The 25,255-nt window shown below is 28.0% G+C and carries 23 protein-coding genes; 5 read left to right on the forward strand and 18 right to left on the reverse strand.

Features of this window, described 5'->3' with window-relative positions:
- The first annotated feature begins 14 nt into the window (after positions 1-14).
- Positions 15-1,877 (forward strand): MATE family efflux transporter, encoded by a 1,863-nt coding sequence (locus tag FOY43_RS00900; protein WP_146308693.1) that lies wholly within the window; start codon positions 15-17, stop codon positions 1,875-1,877.
- Positions 1,878-2,185: 308 nt separating this feature from the next.
- Here FOY43_RS00900 and FOY43_RS00905 read toward each other — a convergent pair whose 3' ends face one another.
- The 3 genes from FOY43_RS00905 to FOY43_RS00915 are packed head-to-tail and all read right to left on the reverse strand — an operon-like array spanning position 2,186 to position 4,741.
- The gene (locus FOY43_RS00905) at positions 2,186-3,196 is read right to left on the reverse strand and encodes a ZIP family metal transporter (protein ID WP_146308695.1); all 1,011 of its coding nucleotides are present in this window, start codon (positions 3,194-3,196) and stop codon (positions 2,186-2,188) included.
- A 2-nt stretch (positions 3,197-3,198) separates the two neighbouring features.
- Complete coding sequence (locus tag FOY43_RS00910; protein ID WP_146308697.1) at positions 3,199-3,933, reverse strand: YebC/PmpR family DNA-binding transcriptional regulator; 735 nt, start codon at positions 3,931-3,933, stop codon at positions 3,199-3,201.
- 10 nt (positions 3,934-3,943) lie between these two features.
- Positions 3,944-4,741: an NAD+ synthase gene (locus FOY43_RS00915; RefSeq protein WP_146308698.1), complete on the reverse strand. Its 798-nt coding sequence runs from the start codon at positions 4,739-4,741 to the stop codon at positions 3,944-3,946.
- 130 nt (positions 4,742-4,871) lie between these two features.
- Here FOY43_RS00915 and mnmG point away from each other — a divergent pair, with 130 nt between their 5' ends.
- On the forward strand, positions 4,872-6,701 hold the full coding sequence (gene mnmG / locus FOY43_RS00920) for a tRNA uridine-5-carboxymethylaminomethyl(34) synthesis enzyme MnmG (protein ID WP_146308699.1): 1,830 nt from the start codon (positions 4,872-4,874) through the stop codon (positions 6,699-6,701).
- Complete coding sequence (locus tag FOY43_RS00925) at positions 6,691-7,128, forward strand: 23S rRNA (pseudouridine(1915)-N(3))-methyltransferase RlmH (RefSeq protein ID WP_146308700.1); 438 nt, start codon at positions 6,691-6,693, stop codon at positions 7,126-7,128. The genes mnmG and FOY43_RS00925 overlap by 11 nt, the downstream gene beginning before the upstream one ends.
- On the opposite strand, the gene FOY43_RS00930 is transcribed toward FOY43_RS00925, so the two are convergent.
- The gene (locus FOY43_RS00930; RefSeq protein ID WP_146308701.1) at positions 7,129-7,602 is read right to left on the reverse strand and encodes a hypothetical protein; all 474 of its coding nucleotides are present in this window, start codon (positions 7,600-7,602) and stop codon (positions 7,129-7,131) included.
- Positions 7,603-7,894: 292 nt separating this feature from the next.
- On the opposite strand from FOY43_RS00930, the gene FOY43_RS00935 reads away from it, so the two are divergent.
- Positions 7,895-10,243, forward strand: coding sequence for a hypothetical protein (locus FOY43_RS00935; RefSeq protein WP_146308702.1), 2,349 nt, complete (start codon positions 7,895-7,897; stop codon positions 10,241-10,243).
- An 83-nt stretch (positions 10,244-10,326) separates the two neighbouring features.
- The gene (locus FOY43_RS00940; RefSeq protein ID WP_146308703.1) at positions 10,327-11,868 is read left to right on the forward strand and encodes a TrkH family potassium uptake protein; all 1,542 of its coding nucleotides are present in this window, start codon (positions 10,327-10,329) and stop codon (positions 11,866-11,868) included.
- 45 nt (positions 11,869-11,913) lie between these two features.
- Here the strand turns inward: FOY43_RS00940 and atpC are convergent, their stop codons facing one another.
- The 14 genes from atpC to FOY43_RS01010 form a co-directional block, all read right to left on the reverse strand.
- Positions 11,914-12,330: an ATP synthase F1 subunit epsilon gene (gene atpC / locus FOY43_RS00945; protein WP_146308704.1), complete on the reverse strand. Its 417-nt coding sequence runs from the start codon at positions 12,328-12,330 to the stop codon at positions 11,914-11,916.
- A gap of 1 nt (position 12,331) precedes the next feature.
- Positions 12,332-13,735, reverse strand: coding sequence for a F0F1 ATP synthase subunit beta (gene atpD, locus FOY43_RS00950; RefSeq protein WP_146308705.1), 1,404 nt, complete (start codon positions 13,733-13,735; stop codon positions 12,332-12,334).
- 11 nt (positions 13,736-13,746) lie between these two features.
- The gene (atpG, locus tag FOY43_RS00955) at positions 13,747-14,601 is read right to left on the reverse strand and encodes an ATP synthase F1 subunit gamma (protein WP_146308706.1); all 855 of its coding nucleotides are present in this window, start codon (positions 14,599-14,601) and stop codon (positions 13,747-13,749) included.
- A gap of 2 nt (positions 14,602-14,603) precedes the next feature.
- Positions 14,604-16,172: a F0F1 ATP synthase subunit alpha gene (atpA, locus tag FOY43_RS00960; RefSeq protein ID WP_146308707.1), complete on the reverse strand. Its 1,569-nt coding sequence runs from the start codon at positions 16,170-16,172 to the stop codon at positions 14,604-14,606.
- A complete protein-coding gene (gene atpH, locus FOY43_RS00965; RefSeq protein WP_146308708.1) occupies positions 16,173-16,718 on the reverse strand; it encodes an ATP synthase F1 subunit delta in 546 nt (181 codons plus the stop codon). It lies immediately after the preceding gene.
- Positions 16,718-17,317 carry a F0F1 ATP synthase subunit B gene (gene atpF / locus FOY43_RS00970; RefSeq protein ID WP_236094574.1) on the reverse strand — a complete coding sequence of 200 codons (600 nt, stop codon included), beginning with the start codon at positions 17,315-17,317 and terminating at the stop codon, positions 16,718-16,720. The genes atpH and atpF overlap by 1 nt, the downstream gene beginning before the upstream one ends.
- A 9-nt stretch (positions 17,318-17,326) precedes the next feature.
- The gene (gene atpE / locus FOY43_RS00975) at positions 17,327-17,614 is read right to left on the reverse strand and encodes an ATP synthase F0 subunit C (protein WP_146308709.1); all 288 of its coding nucleotides are present in this window, start codon (positions 17,612-17,614) and stop codon (positions 17,327-17,329) included.
- Between the two features lie 9 nt (positions 17,615-17,623).
- The gene (locus FOY43_RS00980) at positions 17,624-18,370 is read right to left on the reverse strand and encodes a F0F1 ATP synthase subunit A (RefSeq protein WP_146308710.1); all 747 of its coding nucleotides are present in this window, start codon (positions 18,368-18,370) and stop codon (positions 17,624-17,626) included.
- On the reverse strand, positions 18,358-18,822 hold the full coding sequence (locus FOY43_RS00985) for a hypothetical protein (protein WP_146308711.1): 465 nt from the start codon (positions 18,820-18,822) through the stop codon (positions 18,358-18,360). The genes FOY43_RS00980 and FOY43_RS00985 overlap by 13 nt, the downstream gene beginning before the upstream one ends.
- Positions 18,823-18,937: 115 nt before the next feature.
- Entirely contained in the window at positions 18,938-20,206 is a 1,269-nt protein-coding gene (gene glyA / locus FOY43_RS00990; RefSeq protein ID WP_146308712.1) for a serine hydroxymethyltransferase, read from the reverse strand.
- A gap of 8 nt (positions 20,207-20,214) precedes the next feature.
- Complete coding sequence (locus FOY43_RS00995; RefSeq protein WP_146308713.1) at positions 20,215-22,386, reverse strand: phenylalanine--tRNA ligase subunit beta; 2,172 nt, start codon at positions 22,384-22,386, stop codon at positions 20,215-20,217.
- Positions 22,387-22,395: 9 nt separating this feature from the next.
- Positions 22,396-23,055 carry a uracil-DNA glycosylase gene (locus tag FOY43_RS01000; protein ID WP_146308714.1) on the reverse strand — a complete coding sequence of 220 codons (660 nt, stop codon included), beginning with the start codon at positions 23,053-23,055 and terminating at the stop codon, positions 22,396-22,398.
- On the reverse strand, positions 23,045-24,001 hold the full coding sequence (pheS, locus tag FOY43_RS01005; RefSeq protein ID WP_146308715.1) for a phenylalanine--tRNA ligase subunit alpha: 957 nt from the start codon (positions 23,999-24,001) through the stop codon (positions 23,045-23,047). The genes FOY43_RS01000 and pheS overlap by 11 nt, the downstream gene beginning before the upstream one ends.
- Before the next feature lie 2 nt (positions 24,002-24,003).
- The gene (locus tag FOY43_RS01010) at positions 24,004-25,224 is read right to left on the reverse strand and encodes a replication-associated recombination protein A (protein ID WP_146308716.1); all 1,221 of its coding nucleotides are present in this window, start codon (positions 25,222-25,224) and stop codon (positions 24,004-24,006) included.
- Between the last annotated feature and the right edge of the window lie 31 nt (positions 25,225-25,255).

Genomic DNA, 25,255 nt, shown 5'->3' on the forward strand with positions numbered 1-25,255 from the left:
GGAGGGTTGTTTTAATGAATTTTTTTAAATCTAAAAAAATAGAAAAAAATTCTGCAAAAATCGATAAACAAGCTCGAGCAAAATTACTTTTTGAAAACACTCCGGTCAAAAAAGCTATCTTTATAGTTGCTATTCCTGGTTTAGCTACTTCGTTGATGTTAGGTTTGGCTGCGTTTATAAATCAAATTTTCATTCTTAATTTTGTACCTAGCACAATTTTTCTTTTAGATACAACTGCTAATGGTACTGCTCAAAGTGGTATTTTATACAATTTTTTGCCCGATGATTTTATTAGATTAAATAGAGAACAATTTGATCTGATTTTTCATACTTATAATAAGTCTATTGAACTAAGTGACAGAATTAATGAAATGACATCTAATCAAGTAGGAGCTATAGCTGTTAACACTATTTCGCCTTTTACTATTTTTAGTAACTCTATTGTTTATCTAATTCCGGTAGGAACTAGTGTTTATTACACTAAATGCGTTTCTAAAGGATTAGAAAAAACAGGTAAAGATTTATGAAGTACCGCTTTTTACGCAACTGTGATTTGTTCACTACTTGCAACTTTAGTAATGTATATTACTATTTGAGCAGGTTTGGTTGACAAAATTGCTTCACACACTAAATTTGATACTTATTGACTTGGATTATTAGATAAAAACCAAGAATTATTAATTAAATTTAAACAATGGGGTATCTCTAACTACAAACCAAGTCAAATTATTCAACAGTACTATGAATCTTCTAGAGAAGTAAGTATATATTGATCAAAAATTTATATTTACATCTACTGTGGCGGAACAATAATTCAAGGTTTATATTTATTACTTAGTTACTTAATTCGTGCCGAAGGAAAAAATGTTTATGTAATGTTTTGAGCTATTGTTGCTAATATTTGCGATGTTATATTAAACATTCTATTGATTAAAATTTTTAAAATGGGTATGCTTGGTGCTGCCATTTCAACAATTTTGGCTTGAATTATCAATTTAACCGCTTATGTGTTCTACATTTATAAAAACAATTTAAAACAAAAAACTTGATTGAGTATTAAACATTTAGTACACTTTAAGTTTAGATACAAATTTTTAGCGCCAATTGGTTTATTAGGTTTTAGTGGATTTATCCGTTCTGTTGGTGTAGCGGTTGGTTCGCTAGTAATAACTTTATTACTGACTAATTTACCTTATAGTAATGGTGCTTCTAACGTTTATTTATGAGCTAAAGCTTCACCAATTATTACATTATTCTTCTTAGCATTATTTGGAATAGCTGATGGTTCTAGAAGTTTATTAAGTTATGCTTACACTAAGAGAGATATAAAGAGAGTTAAACAAATTTATTGATATACTTTAATTCTTTCGTTTAGTTATGCAGCGTTAGTATATATACTTGTAGCATGTTTAGCTGATCAATTCTTGTATTTACTACGGGTAGAAAAAAATGTTATTAATGAAGCTGTCTTATATTTAAGAATAAATATGCTTAGATTAGCTCTTTATTCATTTGCTACTGGAGCAATGCTATTATTTCAAGGAACGAATAATATTAAGAATTCAATTATTGCTACAGCGATGGAAGGATTCTTAACATTCTTTATTGTTATGGGAATTGGAGTAGGTTTTGGATTCCTATTAAGTAGTTATGGAGTTGATGATTTCCACGCTGCTTTAGTAATTTCAATAAGTTATGCAGTTAATAGTCTAGTAGCTGGTCTGATAAATTTTGCAATTAGTACATATCACCTTAACAAAAAAATACCTAAAATTGATCAAATCAAGCTCAGTTGAAGCAGAAGAATTGAACATAAATTCTTTGCGGAAGCTGAAGTATATGAAAAAAATTTATCCAAAAATATTAGCATTAGTTAATCTAATGCTTTTTTATTTAACCTTCCCACTTAGTAGTGTAATAAAAGCATCAAATCGTTAGTTAATCTTTTTAAAAAACTAATAGTTTAATTCCATAATATTCTTATTTTTGATTTTAATTCAATTTTCTTATGGCAGACTAATTAAAAATTGTTATTTTTATCGTTAAATTTATCTAATATATTAAGTAATTATAGGAATGTGTAAAATAATTTATTCTTTTATCTTTTTATCGGACGCAAATTTTAATTGATACATTCGTTATACTAACAATCAAATTTTAAATAAAAAAATAGCAACTAGTGCTATTAAACTGGTGAATTTCCATGCATATGGAACGAAAGAATAAATATGCTTATTATTATTCCAGCAAATAAGAATATAAGAACTTTTACTCAACTTTTCTTGTCAAAATGTGAGTGATAGAATTCTGGGAAGAATTCTACAAGTGAAGTAAATAGGAAAATTCCACCAATAAGTGATTGCATTAAAGCATAAATTACTCAATTTTGTAAAATATATTTACCAATAATCGAACCTACCAACATAAATGGTAAAAATAGTAATAAACCAGAAACGGAAATTAAAACAGCCTTTCACTTATTATATCCTGCTTCTCTAAGTCTGTAGAAAAAAATAATTTCTTCAGGAATTAAATGAAGTACTAAGGAAATTATAAAGGCGATAGTAATATCATTTGAACTGCCTTCAACAATCAAACTTATACTATTTCCTAAAATAATCCCTTCAGGTATTCTATGAGTTAAAAGTAATAAAAGAGCTACAAATTTTAATTTGGATTCAGATTTTTTATTTATATCTTTAGTTAACTCAACTGAGTCATGTTTATTAAAAATAATATCTGGGTGTGTATGAGAGTGAATATTTGTTTTATCATGATCATGAATATGTATAAAAGCACTCATTTGTCTAGAAGCAAGTAATTTCTTATTTACTTTATAAGAAATAATATATTTTATGAAAAAACTTACTATGATTCCTATTAACGAACCACCAGCAATAATTAAAATATTGCTTAAATAAACATAATTTTTACCTCAATCTCTTTGAGAATTTACTGAAGAAATTTCTAAAGCTTCTCTCATAAAGCCAAAAAGAGACATTACAATAAAAAAACCAGTAACAAAGGAATATAAATACGTTTTTGTTTTACTATTTAATTGTTTAAAGAAAAAAGGAAGTGATAAAGATATAAAAATTGGTATTAATAAAAGAATAAATAGAAATAAAAATACTAAAAGTATTTTTGTTTCTAAAGAACCAATCAAATTACTAAGATATTCAATTTTTTCTGACATTATTAAATTTCTATATTGTGGTAAACATCTTGAACATCATCATCTTCTTGAAGATCATTAGCAAAATTTAATAATTTTTCTTTTTTCTCGTCATCTAATTCAACAAATAATGATGGAATATAAGTTATTTCGCACATCTTAAATTCAGTAATACCTAAATTATTTTCAATAGCTTTTCTTAAGTCATTAAAATTTTCAGGTGTTGATGTTATTTCAAAGATATTTTCTTCAATAATATGTTTAACATCCTCAGCTCCAGATTCTAGAGCATTTAATAATAAAATATCTTCTGAAACTAAAGAATCATCAATTTGAATAACTCCTTTTTTCTCAAATGGATAAGGTACTTGACCAGTTTTACCTAATGAAGCATTTTGTTTCTTAAAGTAAGCTTGAATATTTGAAGTTACACGGTTAATATTATCACTTAAAGTATTAACAATAAAAGTAACTCCACCACCTACAGTAGCATTAAATAAAGTTTCGATGTATGAACTTGAATTTTTGTCACCTTTTGCTTTTTGAATAGCTCTCTCAATGTTGTCTTTAGGCATATTTTTAGCCTTGGCCTTTGAAATAGCTAATTTTAATGCTGGGTTTGTTTCAGGGTCAGGTCCACCAGCTCCTGAAGCTGCTACATAAATTTCTTTTGAAAGTTTTTGAAAAATTTTTCCTCTAGCTGCATCTTGTGCACCTTTTCTGTGGGCAATATTTGCTGAGTGTGAATGTCCTGCCATATTTTTCTCCTTATTTTTTATTAATATCTAATGGTTTATAAGCACTTTGACGTTTATGTTCGCTGTTTTTGTGCATTCTTTCTATTTTTTCAATAACATTTTTATCTAAATATTTGTTTATTATAACATTATTATTGATATGATCTAAGTAAAAATCTAAATCATCATAACTAAAACCTAATTCATCTTCATCAGATTGACCTTCTCATAGACCTGCTGAAGGTTTTTTATTAATAATTGATTCTGGAACATTTAATAACTTTGAAAGATATTTTACTTCCGATTTAGTTAAATGAACTATTGGAAGCAAGTCAACTCCTCCATCACCATACTTTGTAAAATATCCGATGAAATATTCATCTTTATTATCAGTCCCACATACTAAGTGTTTTTTAGATTGAGCAATCGCATATAAAGTTGTCATTCTCAATCTTGGTTTAATATTTGAAATTGACATCTTGTCTTCGACTTTTAGCGTATCTAAAATAGCATCAAAAGTTTCTTTTAGATTTATTGTAATGAATTTAGTATTCATTGATTTTTCTAATTCATTAATATGAGCTAAATCATGTTCCATTTTATCAATTGGCATGATAACCCCAAGCGCATCTTTTGGAAAAGCTTTCTTTGCTAGGGCATATACTAAAGCAGAGTCAATACCACCACTTATACCAACAATTAAACCTTTAGAATTAGACTCTTTTACTTTTTCTTTTAAAAAATTTACTATAGTATCAATGTATTCTAATGCTACTTCTTTATTGAATTTTCTTTGTCTTTGATTATATTCAGTTAATGTTCTATTCATAGCGAATAAATTATAATAAAAAGTTTGTTTATTTATATAAAATAACTTAAAAATAGTATTTTTATCATTTGTTATAACTGACAAAAGTGATAAAATAAATAAACAATATTTAACTTAAAAGTGAGGTGGTATGAATAACAAATTTGAAGCAATAGTTATAGGTGGAGGACATGCAGGGGTGGAAGCGACTTTTGCTTTAGCAAATAAAGGGCACAAAGTTGCTTTAATTAGTTTTAATCTTGAAAAATTAGCAATGATGCCATGTAATCCATCAATTGGTGGGCCAGCTAAGGGCATTATCACAAGAGAAATTGATGCGCTTGGTGGAATGCAAGGTTATTTTGCTGATTTGGCTATGATTCAAATTAAAATGTTAAATGAATCAAAAGGACCTGCTGTCAGAGCTATAAGAGCTCAAATTGATAAAGAAAAGTATTCTAAAATAATTAGAGAAAATCTCGAAAAACATCCTAACGTAACATTAATTGAAGCTGAAGTTTCTCAGCTTAATGTTGAAAATAGTATAGTAGTTGGTATAACAACTAGAGAAGGACAAAAATATAATGCTAATGTAGTTGTTTTAACCACCGGAACATACATGGCTTCAAAAATAATTAGAGGAAAGACAGTATTTGAATCTGGTCCTGATAACGAAAAAACAACTACTTTAATTTCTGAATCATTGAAATCATTAGGATTTGAACTTCAAAGACTAAAAACTGGTACACCTCCAAGAATTTATACAGATTCAATTGATTTTAGTGAAGTTCAAAAGGAGGAATTAAGTAATATGCAACTTAATTTTTCTGAACGTTCGAACATTAAACTCCCTGAACAAATTTCATGTTATTTAACATATACAACACCTGAAACTCATAAATTAATTGAAGAAAATGTTCATCTTTCTGGTATGTATTCTGGTGTTATTAAAGGTATAGGTCCAAGATATTGTCCAAGTATTGAAGATAAAATAATGCGTTTTATTGATAAAGATAGACATCAAATTTTCTTTGAACCCGAAACAGTTGAAGGTGATGTAATGTATATTAATGGTTTATCGACTTCATTACCAATCGAAGTTCAAGCTGAGTTAATTAAAACTGTTCCTGGATTAAGAAATGCTAGAGTTCAGAAATGAGCTTATGCAATTGAATATGATGCATTAAACCCTCTTGATTTATATCCTACTTTAGAAACTAAAAAAATCAAAAATTTCTTTTGTGCTGGACAAATTAACGGGACAAGCGGATATGAAGAAGCAGCAGCTCAAGGTTTAGTAGCTGGTATTAACGCTGCATTAAAACTCGAGAACAAAGAATCTTTAATTCTAAAGAGAAGCGAAGCATACATTGGAGTTTTAATTGATGATTTGGTTACTAAAGGCACAAAAGAACCTTATAGAATGCTTACAAGTAGAGCTGAATATAGATTGCTTTTAAGAAATGACAATAATGATTCAAGATTATACAAAATAGCTCATCAAATAGGTTTAATTTCTGATAAAGAATTCAATAGAATAGATCAAAAATATAAATTGATTGATGAAAAAATTAAAGAACTTGAAAATACATTCTTATCAACAAAAGACCCTATTGCTCAAAAATACAATGTAGAAAACAGTACTAACCTTGTTAAATTAATTTCTAGACCAGAAGTTGATCCTAAAGATGTACTTAATGATTTTCCTTATATTCAAGAGTTAACTACAATTGTTAGACTTGACGGTTATATCAAAAAACAAATGGCAGATGCTAATAAAATGCTGAAGTTAGAAAAATATTCAATACCAGAAAATATCGATTATACAAAGATACCAAACATCGCAACAGAGGCAAGACAAAAATTAATTAGAATTAAACCACTTACCATTGGACAAGCTTCAAGAATTAGTGGAATTAATCCGTCAGATATTCAAATGCTTTTATTCTATATTGAAACAAATAAAAAGAATGAAAATTAATATCATTGCTATAGGTTCCTTGGAAAAAGATTTCAAAATATTGTATGATGAATATATAAGAAAAGTTGGTTCGTATGCAAAAATCAATTTAATTGAAATTAAGGAATCTAAAGAAAGTAATATATATATTAAGAAAGCAAAAGAAACTGAACAAATTCTAAGTAAAATACCAAAAAATTCACCAATAATATTATGCAGTCTACAGGGAAAAATGTATGACAGCATTGAATTTAGTGAAATCTTCGATAAAGATAACTTAACTTTTATCATCGGTGGGAGTGATGGTGTTGATGAGAGTAAATTTGAAAATTCTACTAAAATAAAATTTAGTAATATGACATTTCCTCATCAACTTTTTAGAGTTATGTTATCTGAGCAAATTTATAGAGCTTTTTCTATAATAAATAACAAAAAGTATCACAAATAATTACACTTGTGAAATAATCGCACTGCTATTAAGGTGGTGCATTTTTGTTAATTTTTCATTACTTACTAAAGTAATTAATGAGATGTTTGAATTCATAATTTCTTTTTCAGAAGTTATTTTATTTATTATCTCAAGAATATAAACTTGAGTTTCTAGTGGTATTTCATTTGCACCTATTTTTCAATCTATAACTGAATAAAATTCATCAATTAACATACGATAAATGTCATTTAATATAACTGTTAATTTTTGATTGTTATTCAATTCAATATTAAATAAATCTTTGTTAGAAACATAATCTTTTACATTTCTATTATGAACGCCAACAAAGAATACTGATTCAGAATCATTAGCTATCGCTAAAATACTTTCTGGAAAATTGTTGATCTCCTTTTCAATTCTAATTTTAAATTCATGTTTAAGTTCTAAAACTTTTACTAAGTTATCATTAATAAATTCATGTTTTTGTTTCATATTCTAATTGTAAATTTTTATTAGTTCATAAAAATTCTTATTTTTTTCATTTTTGTAAACTTAAATTTTAATTATTTCCATTCGTAATTTAAAAATATCTTATTTATAGGTAAAATAGTATGTTTTCCTTTACTTAAACTTTGTATTAATTAAAATTACACAAAATTTATTTTTAGCTAAATTTACAATTTTAAGAAAAACAATCTATTTTTTACTATATTTTCTTATTATGATTATGAAAATATTTTTAAAAATTCTTAATTAATAATAAAAATCATATAATTATTATGTTATGAAGAAGAAATTGAGATTATTAAAATTAGTGTTGCCTGTTGCAACAATTACACCAGCACTTTTAAGTGCATCATGTTTCGGTGGACAAAAAGAAGATGAGAAACCAGTTGATAAAAATCCAGGTGAAACATCAAAACCTGAAAATCCAAGTACACCCGGAGACACTGAAGGTAATAAACCTTCAACTCAGCCGGTAAAATATTCTGAAATAATTGAATTATTTAATGCAGGTTCAATATTCAAAAAGAAAATTTCTTACCAAGAATTCTTAAAATTCTCTAATCAAGAAGGAAAAGAGACAGGAAGAATTGACCATTATATTAATAATGATGGATCAACCACAATCAGTATTAACAAAAATACTGCAACATTGAATGAAAGTATATTTTCGGATGAATTATTAAAATTAGGTGATTTTACAATTAACTTCAAGAAGGAAACTAACAAAGTTGGATTTGCTTACAGAGATGAATTGCAAAAAGGATTTGAAATCGCAGATGAAAGTGCTACAGCCGAAAATGCCAAAAGTTCATCATCTAGATTAGTGTTCAAAGTTGACAAAGAAAATGAAACAATTACAATTTTAAGTGTTGCCCTTTATAAATACATTCCTGATCAAGGTCTTATTTTACTAGTACCTACTGAAAAAGATTTTGTTATTAGTGTAGATCAATCTACAAAAAAACCTGTAGATAATACGGAAAACACTACACCAGAAAATCCAAGTACACCAGTTAATCCTGAAACACCAGATCAACCAGAAACTGGTGAGTCAAATAATGAAGAAAAAACAGATTCTGAACAAGACAAACCTAAAAATGAAACAGTTGTTCAACCATCAGTTAATTTACCAGAAAAATATGAAAGTTTATCTGATGCTGAAAAATTATTATATTTATTCGAAAACGACTTAGTTTTCAAAAAATATATTTCTGAACAAGATTTTAATTTGTTAAGTTCTCAGTCTAGAAAAAGAATTGACTTTGATCAAAAAAATCTTTTCTTCTATCTAAATAATGACAGAAAAATTGTATTCAATACCGATATTTTTTCAGATGAAATTAATCTAATCTTTAGCTTTACCAAAAATGTTAAACGTGATACCGGAAAAATTGGTGTTGTATTAATGGATAAAAACAACCAACAATACATTAATAGTGAAAATAGCAAAAAGAATGCTAGTGCTTCAGGTAGATTTGTGTATGAAGTTAATGCTGAAAAGAAAACAATTACCATCAAGCAATTAGCAGTTGCAGAATTTAGTCTTGAAAAAGGATTTAAGTTATATTCTAAATTAGATGGAATTAAGGATTTTGTTATAAAGGTTGGTACTCAAGCAGATTTAGAAGCTCAAGATAAACCTACAATTGATGAACCTTCAGAAGAAACAAATAATTCAGAAAAAGTACTTATTCATAATTTTGAAGAAATCAAAAAATCAAATGACTTTAATTCAATTCAAGTTGATATTAATGCATTGCCATTTGTACTTCAAAACATTTTAAACAAGGTAAATAAAGTTAAAACTTCTGCTTCAGAAGAAGGATTACAAAAATTAAATAAATTAGAAGCAAAATTAAATGAAAGCATTCACTTAATTAAATCATTAAAAGATGATAAATTAGCAAAGATATTTAAAAATTATATTGATAGTATTTTAACTAGTGATAATGTTCTAAAAATTAATCAAATTTTAGAAAAATCAGATTCTAGCGAAAGATTAATATATAGTTCACTTAATATTGAGGAAGGTAATTATTTATCTGTAGTTCAACTTATTGCAAGCATTTGAGAAAAAACAATTAATATTGTTGCAGATGCTAATAATGAAACTGGTACTGGAGCAGTCAAATTAAATCAAAAATTCATTAGAGCAGCTGGAACCAAATTAAAATCAATTTATCAAAATGCATTAACAAATATTTATGCCGATATAGTTGCACTTAATTATTTAGAAATCAAATCTTCTATTGATCAATTAGTAAAAGATTCACAATATTTAGATTACGCTGATGAATTATATTCACTTAAACAATACGAAGTTTTATTAAACAATACATTAACTTCATCAAATACGGTATTAAACAAATATAAATCAGAAATAAATTCACTTAAATCTGATGCTGAAAATAATAAAGAAAAAATAACATCATTAAATAGTAAAATTTCATCACTCCAAAGTGCACAATTCCAAGTTAAAACATTCTTAAATTCAAATAAAGAAGAATTAGATATGTTAAAATCATTAACATTCGATAAATTAAGTGAAGAACAACAAAAATTACTAACTTCATTAAAATACAAGTTAATGACTTTAAAATCACAACTTGAAAGAAGTATGAAATAAATCAAAATAAAATAGCTTCGGCTATTTTTTATTTACCTTAAAATCATTAATAGTAATATAATAGAATAATAATTAAGGTAAATATGAAAAATTTTATTAAAAAATCTCTAGATAAAATTTCTTGACTTAAATCAAATATTTCACAACAAAAATGAATTTTTGTAGTTTATATTCTGATAGTTTTTTTATCAGCGATATTACTTTATAGTCCTATAACTCAAAATTTAACAAATGGGAACAAAAGAGTGAGTTTTATTGATGCTATTTTCACTACAGCAAGTTCTTTTAGTGATACTGGAATTTTAACTGTTCAGACCTATAGCCAATGAAATGAATTCGGTCAGGCAATAATCGCACTTTTGTTCCTGTTAGGTGGAATTGGTGTATTTTCACTCAAACTATTCTTAATCAACTGACTTTTTAGAAAAAAGAGTATTAGCCTAAATGAAATAAATCTAGTTAATAGTGAAAGAGGTTCTCATAACGTCTCACAAACAACTAGACTAGTTATAGTTAGCTTAAAATTTCTTTTATCAACAATTGTAGTATTTTCTTTTATATTGACATTATATTTCTATTTAGTTGAACCGAGTCAAACTGAAGGAATGAAACAGTATTTTAATGATAATGGGATAATATTTAATAACCCACACAATAATTTTTTACTTAGTTTAAAATTCGGTATATTTCACTCAATATCCGCAATTAATAATGCAGGTTTTGATATTATTGGTCCTAATTCATTAATGCCTTATTACTTAAATTTTCCTGTTCAAATAATGTTTATTATTCTATTTTTACTTGGAGGTTTGGGTTATCCTACTATATATGACATTCGTAAATTCATATCTCATAAAATAAAAAGAAAAAAAGGAAAATATAATTTTACGATCTTTACCAAAATATCTGTATTTACTTATTTAATAACTGCTATTATTGGTATTTTAATAACATTTTTATTCGAGTATTTTGCTAAGGACCCTAATACTTTTTGAAACTACACTTATAATGGTGAATCATTTTATGGTGATGATTGAGATAAAACTTTTGCAATATTCTTTAATATTTTATCCACTAGATCTGCAGGTTTTGCGACTGTTAACTTCAATCATTTTACTAGCGCAAATACAATCATATACTCTATTTTTATGTTCATAGGTGCTGCTCCTGCATCAACCGGTGGTGGAATCAGAACAACTACTTTTGCAATAATAATCCTTAGTGTTGTTACTAAAATGATCGGTTTACCAAATATTAGAATATTCAAGCGTTCAATACCTCAAGAAACAATTTATCGCTCATCCCAAGTTCTTGTAATTAGTATTCTTTTAGTATTTATAATTACCTTGATATGTATGACTAGCTCACCAGCTTATAATACAACAGAAATGTCTAATTACAATGATTTCTCAGATTATTTATTTGTTGCATCTAGTGCTTTTGGAACTTGTGGTCTTTCAAGTGGTATTGATGTAAATCAATTTAATATTGCAAGTAAAATTTCATTAATCATTCTAATGTTTATTGGTCAATTCGGAATTAGTTCAACATTACTTCTTTGAGGTAGAAAACGCAATTATAAGAATCATTATAATTATATTGAAAGTGATGTTGCAATTGGTTAAAATAAAAAACGCTCGTAAGAAAAAAATCTTACAGCGTTATTTTTATTATTTATGAGTTTCGTTATAAGCATCAATTTTAGAAATTGCTTTTTTAAGCTTTAATTCCACCTTAGCCATATCTGAAGGAGTATGATTACCTTGTTTTAGTAACTCTAAGGCGTATTCACGATCTCTTCTAGCTCTTTCAATATCAATTTCATCGTAAAGCAGAATATCATCAGTTAAAACATTAATTTCTGAACCATTGCAGTAAACTAGACCACTACCTACAAGGTATTTTTCGTAGTTTTTGCTTTTGTCACTATTAATTTCTAATTTACCAGGTTCAATATTTGAGAAAAATGGAGCATGATTAGCTTGAAGACCAATAAAACCATTGGGAGTTTTTAATGTAACAATTTCAACTTGTCCATTATAAACTTCTTTAATAGGAGTAGTAATTACTAAATTAATGGTTTTCATTTTATTTTTCTTCTTTTAACTTGTTATAACGTTCTTTGACTTGTTCAATACTTCCAGCATAACGGAAAATATCTTCTGGATATTCATCATATTTACCTTCAAGTATTTCCTTAAAACTTCTAATTGTATCTTCAACTTTAACAAATTCACCAGGGATACCAGAGAATTTTTCAGCAACGTTAAATGGCTGAGAAAGAAAATTACGGATTCTACGAGCTCTAGCAACAATTTTCTTGTCTTCTTCAGAAAGTTCACCCATTCCAAGAATTGCAATAATATCTTGAAGTTCTTTGAATCTTTGAAGAATACCAATAACTCCTTGAGCTACCATGTAGTGTTCTTGTCCGATAACCAATGGATCAAGAAGGCGCGATGAACTTTCAAGTGGATCGATCGCTGGATAAATACCTAATGCTGCTATATTACGGTCTAAAACAGTTTTAGCATCAAGGTGAGTAAAAGTTGTAGCAGGCGCTGGGTCAGTTAAGTCATCGGCAGGCACGTAAACTGCTTGTACAGAAGTAATTGAACCACGTCTAGTAGAAGTAATTCTTTCTTGAAGTTGACCCATTTCTGTGGCTAAAGTAGGTTGATATCCAACAGCACTAGGCATACGTCCAAGTAAAGCTGAAACCTCTGAACCAGCTTGAGTAAATCTAAAGATGTTATCAATGAATAAAAGAACATCTTGATTTTGTTCATCTCTGAAATATTCAGCCATTGTTAAACCTGTAAGAGCAACTCTCATACGTGCCCCGGGAGGTTCGTTCATTTGACCGAAAACTAAAGCAGTTTTATCTAAAACACCTGCGGCCTTCATCTCGTGATATAAATCATTTCCTTCGCGAGTACGTTCGCCAACTCCAGCAAAAACCGAAAGTCCGCTGTGTTGAGTTGCAATATTATTAATTAACTCTTGAACAAGAACTGTTTTACCAACCCCAGCTCCACCGAAAAGTCCAATTTTTCCACCTTTAGCATAAGGAATTAATAAGTCAATAACTTTAATTCCTGTCTCTAGTATTTCTGAAGTAGTTTTTTGTTCTTCGTACGAAGGAGCAGGAGCATGGATTGGATTACGTTCAACGTCACTAATTTCTCCCATATTGTCAATAGGATTTCCTAGAACGTCAAACATTCTTCCAAGAACTTTATTTCCAACTGGAACACTAATAGCTGCGCCAGTATCAATTACTTCCATACCTCTACTTAAACCATTAGTTGAAACCATAGCGATAGTTCTAACAGTATCATCACCCATGTGTTGTGAAACTTCAAGTGTGTAAGTTTCTCCGTTGTGTTTTATTTCTAAAGCATTGAGTAATTTTGGTAAATTACCTGGAGTAAAACGAACATCAACAACTGGACCTAATATTTGAACAACTGTTCCAATATTCTTTTTCATTTATCCTCCTATTATGTAGCATCAGCACCAGAAACTATCTCAGTAATTTCTTGTGTGATTAAACCTTGTCTTGTACTATTGTATTCTAAAATTAGAGTCTGTTCAATTTCTTGAGCATTATCAGTAGCGTTTTCCATCGCATTTCTACGCGAAGCCATTTCTGAAAGTTTTGAAGCTGCGCCTAATGCATAAATTAAGCTACTTAAATAAAGTGGAATTGCATTTTTAAGCACTTCTTCAGCACTAGGTTCAAATTCAATTTCAGTGTGAACGCTCACATGATCTGTTTTAATTTCTAAAGGGAATAATGTTTTAATTTCAGCTTCTTGAACAACATTATTAATGAATTTAGTATAAATAATATTAATTTTGCTGATGATGCTTTGTTTGTATAAATCAAATGATTCACTAGCTATCAATGAAGCTAATTCATAAGAAAATTTATTTCCAACTTCAGCAAAGCTCTTGAGAATATTATCTTTATTCTTAATTAATTTATTTGCTTGAGAAATTCCTTTATTTCCAATTAAAATTAATTTATCGTTCTCTTTAACTCTAGTTCTAGCTAAGTTTATAATATTTGAATTATATGATCCACATAAACCTAAATCACTAGTTATAATAATATAAAGTTCACTTTCATTTGATTTATCCACGGGAAAAAGAGTGTCTAATTCTCCTTTACTCATATGGTCCATAATATCACTAAAAGTGTTTTCAAGTGAGTTTTTATAATTTTGAATATTATCGTATTCTTTCTTTATAACTCTTAATTTAGATGCACTAACCAATTCCATAGCATTTGTAATCTTTTTAGTATTAGCAACTACGGAAATACGATTTTTTAAACCATTTAAATTCGGCATTATTATATTTCCTTATTATATTTTTCTGGAATACTTTTGTATAGTACTGGATCATAATTAGGGATTGTTAGAATGATTTGTTTTACAATTCTAGCTAAATCAAAAGCAATTTTCTCATATAACTCGTCTGTTAAAACGGTTTCATTTGAAATTTCGCTAAAGATATCTGGATGATGTTCAATATATTTGATAACTTCTTCTTTGTAAGTAGAAATACTTTCTTTAGGAAGTGGATTAATAATTCTTTCCTTAACTCCTAGAAGCAATACTGTTTGAGCTGCTTGAGTAAGCGGTGAATATTGTTCTTGTTTAAGTAATTCATACACTTTAGCACCATGATCAAGAATGGTTTTGGTTGACTCATCTAAGTCTGAACCAAATTGAGCGAATGCTTGCATTTCATTATATTGAGCTAAATCAAGTTTAAGTGATCCAACTACACGTTTCATGGCTTTAGTTTGAGCTGATGAACCTACCCGGCTAACCGAGAAACCGACATCAACAGCTGGACGTTGTCCAGAGTTGAATAAACTTTCTTTAGTAAAAATTTGCCCATCAGTTATGGAAATAACATTAGTTGGGATATAAGCCGAGATATCACCTTGTTGAGTTTCAATAATTGGCAGTGCAGTAATTGAACCACCACCAAATTCTTTAGTTACCCTAGCAGCACGCTCAAGTAATTGTGAGTGTAGATAGAATACATCTCCTGGGTAAGCTTCACGACCTGGTGGTCTTCTAAGAAGTAATGAAAGTGTTCTATAAGCTATCGCATGTTTTGAAAGATCATCATAAACAATCAAAACATCTTTGCCTTTTGACATTCACTCTTCAGCAATGGTAACTCCAGTATAAGGAGCGATATATTGTTGAGGAGCTAACTCACTAGCACTAGAAGCGACGATTGTTGTGTATTCAAGTGCGCCTGAATCTGAAAGTTTTTTAACTATTTGAGCTACAGTTGAATTTTTTTGACCAATCGCTACATAAACACAATAAACATCTTTACCTTTTTGATTAATAATTGTGTCGATAGCAATAGCAGTTTTACCTGTTTGACGGTCACCAATAATTAATTCACGTTGACCTTTACCAATAGGGATCATCGAATCAATTGACAAAATACCAGTTTCAAGCGGCTGGTTAACTTCTTTACGAGTCATAACTCCAGGAGCAACCTTGAATATTTCGCGTTTTTTCTTTGATTCTATTGGTCCTTTACCATCGATAGGAAAACCAAGTGAGTTAATTACACGTCCAAGTAATTCATCACCAACGTTAACTGAAATAACTTCACCAGTACGTTTAACTATATCACCTTCACTAATAGAGTTAGCATTTCCAAAAACGGTAATTCCAACAACTTCTTCTTCAAGGTTTAATGCTAAACCGTAAACATCATTATTAATTACAACTATTTCAGAGTTCTTAACTTTTTCTAGTCCATTAGCTAGAGCAATTCCATCACCAATAGAAATGATTCTTCCGACTTCAGCATAATTTGTTTTAGATTCATAATTTTTAATACGGTCTTTAATTATTGCTGATATATCGTCTATTCTGTTAGCCATCTAAACCTCCTTATCTTCATTTATAAAATTTTTAAAATTAATTAAATCTGAACTAACATTTCTACTAATAATTTGTGAACCAATATGAATTTCAAAACCACTGATTAAATCTGGGTTAATTTCAATTTTTACTTCAACTACACCATTGTAGAATTTTTCTAGTTTTTCTTTAATTAATTTAAGAGTTTTATCACTAATTTCCATAGCGCTAATAATTTTTGCAAAACGAATGTTAAGCTCATTATTAGACATTTTTAAGTAGTGAGATAAAACTTTTTCTAATAAATTCACATTTCTTTTTTCAATCATAACTTTAATTAAGTTAATGAAATCTCTGTCATAATCAGCAAAAACTTCATCTAAAAACTTAAATTTTTCTTCATTTAAAATTTCAGGATTGTTAAGAAAAGTTAACATCTCTTTATTTAAATTAAGAATGTCTTTAAATGTACTTATTTGATTATGAACTTCTTTAATTTTATTGCTTTCTTTTGCTATTTCATAGTACGCAATAGCATATCCGACAGGATTAGATTTTTGCAGCATTATTTAAGATCCTCGATTGTAATATCGCTTTTAAGGAAATCTTCAATAATTTCTTCATGATTTTTTCTTGATATTTCTTTTTTAACAATCTTTTCAGCTAATTCAATTGCTAAAGTAGCAATTTTATCTTTAGCATGTTCATTAAATTCTCTTTTTTGAGCTTTAATATCAAGTTTAGCTTCTTCAAGTAAAGTTTTAGAATCTAATTTAGCTTTAGCAGTATAAGCAATAATAACTTTTTCAGATCTAACTTTAGCATCATTAACAATCTTATTAGCCTGAATATGTGCGTCTTGTAAATGTTTATTAGCTTCATTAGTTTTATTAATTGCTTCTTCTTTAACTTTGATTGATTCGTCAATATTACTTTGAATAAAATCATGTCTTTCTTTTAACATTTTCTTAACTGGTTTATAAAGAAAAAATGTTAAAAAGATAAATGCAAGTGTAAAAGAAATTATAGTTGCGATCATCATAGGAATATTAGGGAATAATCCTACAAAACGCTCTGAAATTGATTCTTCAAGATTATTTGGAGCGTCAATACTATCGTGTAATACCTTTAGTGGTATATTGATTAAATCGATATTTTGCATCATTTATAATAATTATTTGAATAAGAATAATAAAAGAAAGGCAATAATTAAAGCATAAATAGCAGATGATTCAGAAATAGCCATACCAACAATCATCATGTTACGGATTTTTCCTTCTGCTTCAGGGTTACGTCCAACAGCTTCAGCTGCTTTTCCAGCAGCATAACCTTGACCAACTCCTGTACCAATAACCCCAATCATTGTAATACCAATACCAATAGCTACAAGTCCTCTACCTGAAGAACTTTGTGAGTTATTTACAGTTTCTTCTGCTAATTTAATAATTGGCTCGTATATCATTTTTTCCTCCTAATATAATTGCGGATTTGTATTTATTATTTTTTTGTTTTTTCTAGTTTTCTTTTCGGGTGTTACCGCTTCGCTAACTCAGTAAATTGTGGTTAGTAAAGAGAATACATAAGCTTGAATCAATCCCCCGAACAAGTCGAAATATAAGTGTAATAAAGGTGTGATAAATGGAGCAAAGAAATATCATTCGTGATTTGACATTCCAGGTATTAATGTCCATACATAACCACAAACACTATAAATCAAGAACATTAAGGTTGCTCCACCAATGATATTTCCATAAATACGGAAACTAATTGAAATTAGAGGTGAAAAATCACCGATAATATTCATAGGATTCATATAATTTTTAAGCATATGTCATTTTTGATAAACAATTTTAACGACATAAATACCTAAAAAAGTAGATAGTCCCAATGTTAGGGTAACTGAATAAGAAGTTACAACTGGTTCTAAACCAATTATTACAACTCAGTTACCTATAAAAAGGAATGTACCTAGGGTAAAAATATAAACTTTTGCTTTTGGAAGTTTTTCACCAGCAGTATTTTCATATTGACTGTCAATTCCCTTTACATATGCTTCAGCAATTAATGCAACACCTTTTGGTGCTTGATCCGGTTTTACTTTTTTAACCTTGAAATAAACCACAAGTGAGATTATAATACAAACTAAAACGGTCACAAAAAGTGATAACAGTTGTGGTTGATTTCAAGTGTTTCAGATACCATTAATTATTTGATCCACTGACCCTCCTTCCTCTTTCTTTTTATTATTTTTTTAACTACAAAATCAATAATAATACTTATAAAAATACTTGTTAAACCTGCTAAATAAGTAAAAAGATTAATTCTACTACTAATAACATCATTTAACTCAGCATCATAAAAGTAAATTGATTTAGCATTAATTGAAAACAAAACTCATGTTAAGATAATTATAAAAATAATACTAAGCACAAATTTAATAACAATTAATGAAATTGCACTTCTGCGTCCTTTGTATAGACTTATTTGTAAAAAAATATCATCCATTAAAAATATAAAAAAAACACCAAGGACACCAATTATAAAACCAAAAATTAAGGATGTGCTATTAGTTAAGACTGAAGCTATAACTAAAGCTAAAATAATTGTAAATATAAGTGTAAAATGTACTATAAAAAATGTTTTTTTATCTGTTAATTTTTTTGATTTCATATGTATTAGTGCAAAATGATTATAAAACTTTTTTGATAAATTTTTCAAAAATTTTGAATATTGTGAATTAATTTTTTTAAAAAAATAAAAACCGAAATTAATCGGTAATTATAGCTTAAAAATATTGTTTTTTAATAGGATAGTTTTTTGTAAATTCTTGTACTTTTTGCATAATTTCTTCTACTTTAGTTTGTATTGAAATATCATTGTTTACAATTAAATTGTAGTTAGATAAAACATAATCAATTATTTCAGCCAATTCATCTCATTTATCAAAATCTCTTGAAGTCATAGCTGCAGTACCTAGTCTAATTCCACTTGCCAAAGTAGGTGAAAGCGTATCGAAAGGGATAGAGTTTTTATTTATAGTAATATTAAATTTTTCAAGAATAACTTCAGCATCTCTACCGGTGATATTGTAACTTGAATTTACATCAATCATAAATAAGTGATTATCAGTTCCATTAGAGATTACTTTTACCCCTTTGTCTATAAAGTATTGAGCAAATTTTTTTGAATTTTTTACAACATTTTCTCCATAAATTTTAAATCCTGGTTGTAACGCCTCATAAAAACCAACGGCTTTACCTGCAATAGCATGGAAAAGAGGTCCGCCTTGATATCCAGGAAAAACTCAACGGTCAACTTTTTTAGCTATTTCTGGATTATTAGTCATAATAACCCCTCCACGAGCTCCACGAAGAGTTTTGTGAGTTGTTGAAGTAATGATGTCAGCATAACCTACTGGTGAAGGATGTACTCCAGCAACAATAAGTCCAGCAATATGAGCAATATCAACCATTAATTTAGCACCAACTTTATCACAAATTTCTCTAAATTTAGCAAAATCTATAATTCTTGGATACGCTGAGTAACCAGCAATAATTAAATCTGGTTTTTCAATTTGGGCTTGCTTAAGAATTTCATCATAATCAAGTAAACCGTTTTTATCTAACTTATAAGAAACTGCTTCATAGAAAATTCCACTAAAGCTTATTTTGTACCCATGAGTTAAATGACCACCACAATCAAGCGAAAGACCCATAATTTTTCCACCACTTGGTACAACTGAGGCTATTGCTGCAGCATTAGCGACACTTCCAGAGTACGGTTGAACATTTGCATATTCTACATTAAAAAGTTTTTTTAATCTTTCGATTGCTAAAGATTCAACAATATCTACATTCTCACAAGAACCATAATATCTTTTTCCTGGATAACCTTCACCATATTTATTAGTTAAAACTGAACCTTGTGCTTTAAGAACATCCTCTGAAGCGTAGTTTTCTGAAGCAATTAATTCAATATGATTTTCTTGTCTAACTAATTCATTATTAATAGCATTTTGCACATCTATATCATTTAATTTAATTTTTTGATACATATAGTCTCCTATTTATTATATTTATTATTAATTAATTCAATTTCTTGTTCAGTTCCATAAATTCTTAAAGTAACATTTTTTGTATTTTCTTTGTGATATTCATCAATTTGAACAATATCAAAAACATTAGTAACATTTTTAATTTCATTAATTTTTTGTGAAATATATTCATCTTTATTTAATATGAAAGTCAAGTCAATTGTTTTTAGTGGTTCGTAATTTATATCACTAAATTTAACTTTTTGTGTATTTTTTTCAAGTAAAATTTCTGCATAAAATGCATCAGTATTATCAGATTTAGGGTGAATTTTTCCAATTCAACCAACTAATTTGTTTTCAACATAAATTTTAGCTGAAACATTTGGATGAATCATAGAATTGTCTTTAAATGGTTTGAATTCGACATTATTGAACTTGAATATATTTAAGATATCTTGTTTAATTTCAAAATAATTTTTAATTGTTGAAGCAATACCACAAACAAATTGATTGTAGTTTATCATACCGATTTCAAAGATGTTTAGTAATTCAATTTTTCTTTTTTGATTATGTTCAACTACTTCTTGAAGTGAAGGAATAATGCTATTTCTAATTTGTTCTCTTTCTTTTGAAACAAAAGTAAGTAATGAAACAGTATTATCAAAATTAAATGGATTTAATTGGTTTTTAATTTTTGAAATTAATGAAAAAGTTCTAACTTCTTGATATCCATTTGATTGAATTAATTCTTTAAGACTATCTCTAGTTTTAGTTAATAATGGTTTTATATTAGGTTGAACCGGTTCAAAGTTATTGTATGAATAAAATCTAAAGATCTCTTCAATAATATCTTCAAAAAATTCAATATCATAACGATAATTAGGAACTTTAACGGTTTCATCTGTGAATTCAAAACCTAATTTAGAAAGTTTAATTAAAGTTTCGCTAAATTTTGATTTTACTTCATTTAATGTAACACCAGCATAAAGCGCTAGTTTTTCATAGTTCATTTTAATTTCTTTTTTAGTTAAATTTTCTGGACAATTTACAACATTTGACATATTAAATTGTGCTAAGTTTGTTCTTAAAAAGTTTAATGCTCTTACTGAAATTTCCGGGCTAATTACTCTAGAAGCTTGATTTGAAGAATTTGATTGCATTTTAATTTCTTTAGCGCTATGTCTTACTTGAGAAGGATTGAACACTCCAATTTCAAAAGCAAAATTAACTGTTTGATCAGTAACTTTTGATTTTTCTAGTCCCATAACAGATGCTAATGAAATTTCACCGTTTTCATCATAAATAGCTAAAGCATTTTTAACTTCAACTTCTTTGTTTCCTAATATATTAGTTTTACCTGTAAATAAATCACAAGAAATTTTATTTCCGATTTTATCACTATCATAAACATGACAAGTAGCACCAGTATATAAAAGAGTTAGATTAGTTAAATTAACAAAGAAACCTAAATTAGCATCAATATCATGTTTAGCTAAAAATAATCTTGTTTGTAAATCTGTATCAATTTTATTTGTATTTTTTACTTCAAAGAACATTAGTTCATTAGCAAGTTTTTTTTCTACCTTTAAGTTTGATTCAAATGAATTTTTTACTTCTGTAAAATTAAAATTAAATTCCTTATTATAGTAAGCACTTATTTCATTTGCTAAGGTGAAATAAGAATTAGCATCATTTCTATTTGCAGTTGTACTAATGTCAATAATATAGTCATCTAAACCAAGTTTTTTAATTGGATCATCATTTAATGATGCAAAATCTTTAGGTAAAACTAAAACATGATCACCATTTTTGTCAACTAATTCATGTTTATAATTTAACTCACTTAACGCAGCAAACATACCTTCTGATTTAATACCTTTAATCTCTCTTTCAGAAAAAATAAAGTCATTTTTGCGTGAACCCACAGGGAAAAACACAACCAAATCACCAACTTTTAAAATTGTATCTGTTGTTTGAATAATACTTGTTCCTTGATTATGTTCAACAGTTGTAACAGTTAAACGTTTATCATTTGGATTGATGTATAAATCCTTGATAATACCGAATTTTAATCCTTCAACATCTGCAAATTTTTCAATACTTTCAACTTCAAACCCTAAACTGTTAATCACTTTAGTAATTGATGTATCTAAATTAATCTCTGGTAGTAATTCTTTAAGCTTATTTAACGATATTAACATATTACTCCTTTATTTAGTGCTAAAATCAATTTCTGATTGATTTAATTCTTTTAATTTTTGGTTTATTTTAAGAAAAAGATGTCCATCTTTAAAACTTTTGTTGTATGAAAGAGGACTTGGATGAGATAAACGAATTATTTTCTCAATTTTAATATTTGCCTTTAAGTATGTTTCATATGCTTGATTACCTAAAGCAACATAAATTACATTTTTATTTTCTTTTTCAACTTCTTTTAAAACTTCAACTATAAACAATTCTCAGCCAAAACTTTTGTGAGAATTAGCTTGAGATTGACTAACAGTAAGTTGAGTATTTAACAATAAAACGCCCTGCTTAGCTCAATTTTCTAACGAATTTGATTTAAGTGAAACTGATGGATAATCTTTTTGAAGTTCAATAAAAATGTTTTGTAAAGTTTTTGGTCTTTGCCTTTCATTCATTGAACTAAAAGCTAAACCATCTGCAAAACCTTTGGTAGGATAAGGGTCTTGACCCAAAATCACTACTTTAGTTTCATTAACCTGAAAAAATTCAAAAGCACGAAACATTTTAGTTTGCTCAGGAAAAATTTCAGAGATTTTTTCTGCTTCAGAAAGTTTTGTAATAATTTTTTGGAAATATTCTTTTTTACCTTCAGACTGTAAAATTTTTAATCAACTATCTTTCATTATTGAATTGCTCCAAAATTCTTAAATCATTTTTATATAAATCTCTTATGTCTGAAATACCATATTTAATCATTGTGATTCTTTCAATACCAACACCAGCAGCAAAACCATTTAAGTTTTTATCAGTATAACCAGCAGCACTTAAAACATTGGGGTGCAACATACCAGCTCCAAGAACTTCGATTCATCTATTTTTGTAGAAGATGTCGACTTCAACTGAAGGTTCAGTGAATGGAAAATAACTTGGTCTTAATCTAATTTCAAGTTCCTCTTCAAAAACATAACTTAAAAGTGATTTTAAGGTTCAAATTAAATTAGGAAAACTTACTTTTCCAACACTAACAAAATCTACTTGAGTAAATTGGTGTGAGTGAGTTGCATCATCTTCATCATTTCTATACACTTTTCCTATAGCGTAAGTTGAAAACTCTTTATTAGCAAATCTTTCTAATTCTACTGCTGTAATACCTGTATTGTGAGTTCTAAGTAAAGTAGTTGAATTAATGTAAAGTGAATCATGCATTGCTCTAGCTGGGTGATCTTGAGGAATATTTAATCTTTCAAAGTTATATAGATCACTTACTATTTCGCCAGCTTCGCTTTGGAAATAACCATGTTGATTAAATCACTCTTTCAATCTATTTTCAACAATAGTAATTGGATGAAGTGAACCTACCTTATGAGTTGGTTTAGTTACATCAATAAATTCACTTTGAATTTTTTTACTAATTGAAATTTCTTTAACTCTTTCTTCAGCTAATTTAAAAAACTCTTCATATTCATTTCTTAGTTTGCTTAATTTCATTCCAATTTCTTTTTTCATTGAAGGTTCACAAGTTTTTATTTGGTTTTGAAGTTCAAAAATTTCTCCACCTTCAGAATAAACTTTATTTTTGTAAACTTTTAAATCTTCTAAAGTATTAATATCTTCTAACTTTAATTGCATTATTACTCCTGACTATTAAATTTTTTAATTTGTTCTCAGTATTGTTTAATCTTTTGTTCGTTTGAATTAGTTCCGAATTCAAAAATTTTAGTATTAAGTAGCTGTTTTGGTAAATAATTTTGTTTTACGTGATTATTTGGAAAATCATGTGGATATTTATATCCAATTCCATCACCTAATTTTGACGCTGATTTATAATGTGAATCACGTAAATAATTTGGAATAGGATAAATTTTTCCTTGGTCAACTAAATTTCTTGCGTTACTAAAAGCTTTGTAAGTTGAATTACTTTTAGGACTTAATGCTAGATCAACTATGGCAAAACCTATTGGTAAATTAGCTTCAGGAAAACCTAGTTTTTCAACAGCCTCAAAAGCTAAATTTACTCTAACAGTTATATTTGGATTAGCTAAACCTATATCTTCATAAGCCACACAAAGCATTCTTCTAAAAAGTCCTTGGAAATCACCGCTTTTAAGAATCAATGCTCCATAATATAAAGCTGCATCTGGGTCACTGCCTCTTAAAGATTTATGAAAAGCACTTAAATTATTGTAATGTGCACTAGATTCCATGTCACTATAAAAACTTATATTTGGGATAACTTTTTTAATCAGTTCTTTATCAACTTTAGTTTTTTTATCATTTATCATAGCTAACATTTGTAAATTATTTAATGCACTACGATAATCTCCGGCTCCACTGCGGCTTAAATCCAGCAATTCTTCATAACCTATTTCTAAGTCAGGAAAATGGGTTTTAACAACTTTTTCGAGCGCTTTAGCAATTGTATCTTCACTTATTTTTTCAAATTGAACTATTTGCATTCTACTTCTTAAAGCTGGATTCACTCTAAAATAAGGATTTTCGGTTGTGGTTGCATAGACAATGATTTTGTCAAACTCTAGATAAGAAAGCAGAATATCTTGTTTATCCTTATTTAATCTATGAATTTCGTCAATAATCAAAATATCACTAGTTTCAATTTTATTTAATAAATCATTTTTAGATTCGATTGTTGAATTAAAGTAACTGTATTTAAGACCCATGTCATTAGCCAAAGCAACTGCAGAACTAGTTTTTCCTGTCCCGCTTTCTCCAAAGAAAATAAAACTAGTAGCTAACTTATTTTTAGCTACTTCTTTAAGTAAATGAACTGCATTTTCTTGTCCTATAATTTCTCTGAGAGTCTTAGGACGTAATTCATTGGCTAGGTTATACATATTACATTTAATATTTTATTATTTTATTTAA

Source organism: Mycoplasma anserisalpingitidis (genome assembly GCF_007858495.1).
GTDB lineage: Bacteria > Bacillota_I > Bacilli_A > Mycoplasmatales > Metamycoplasmataceae > Mycoplasmopsis > Mycoplasmopsis anserisalpingitidis_A.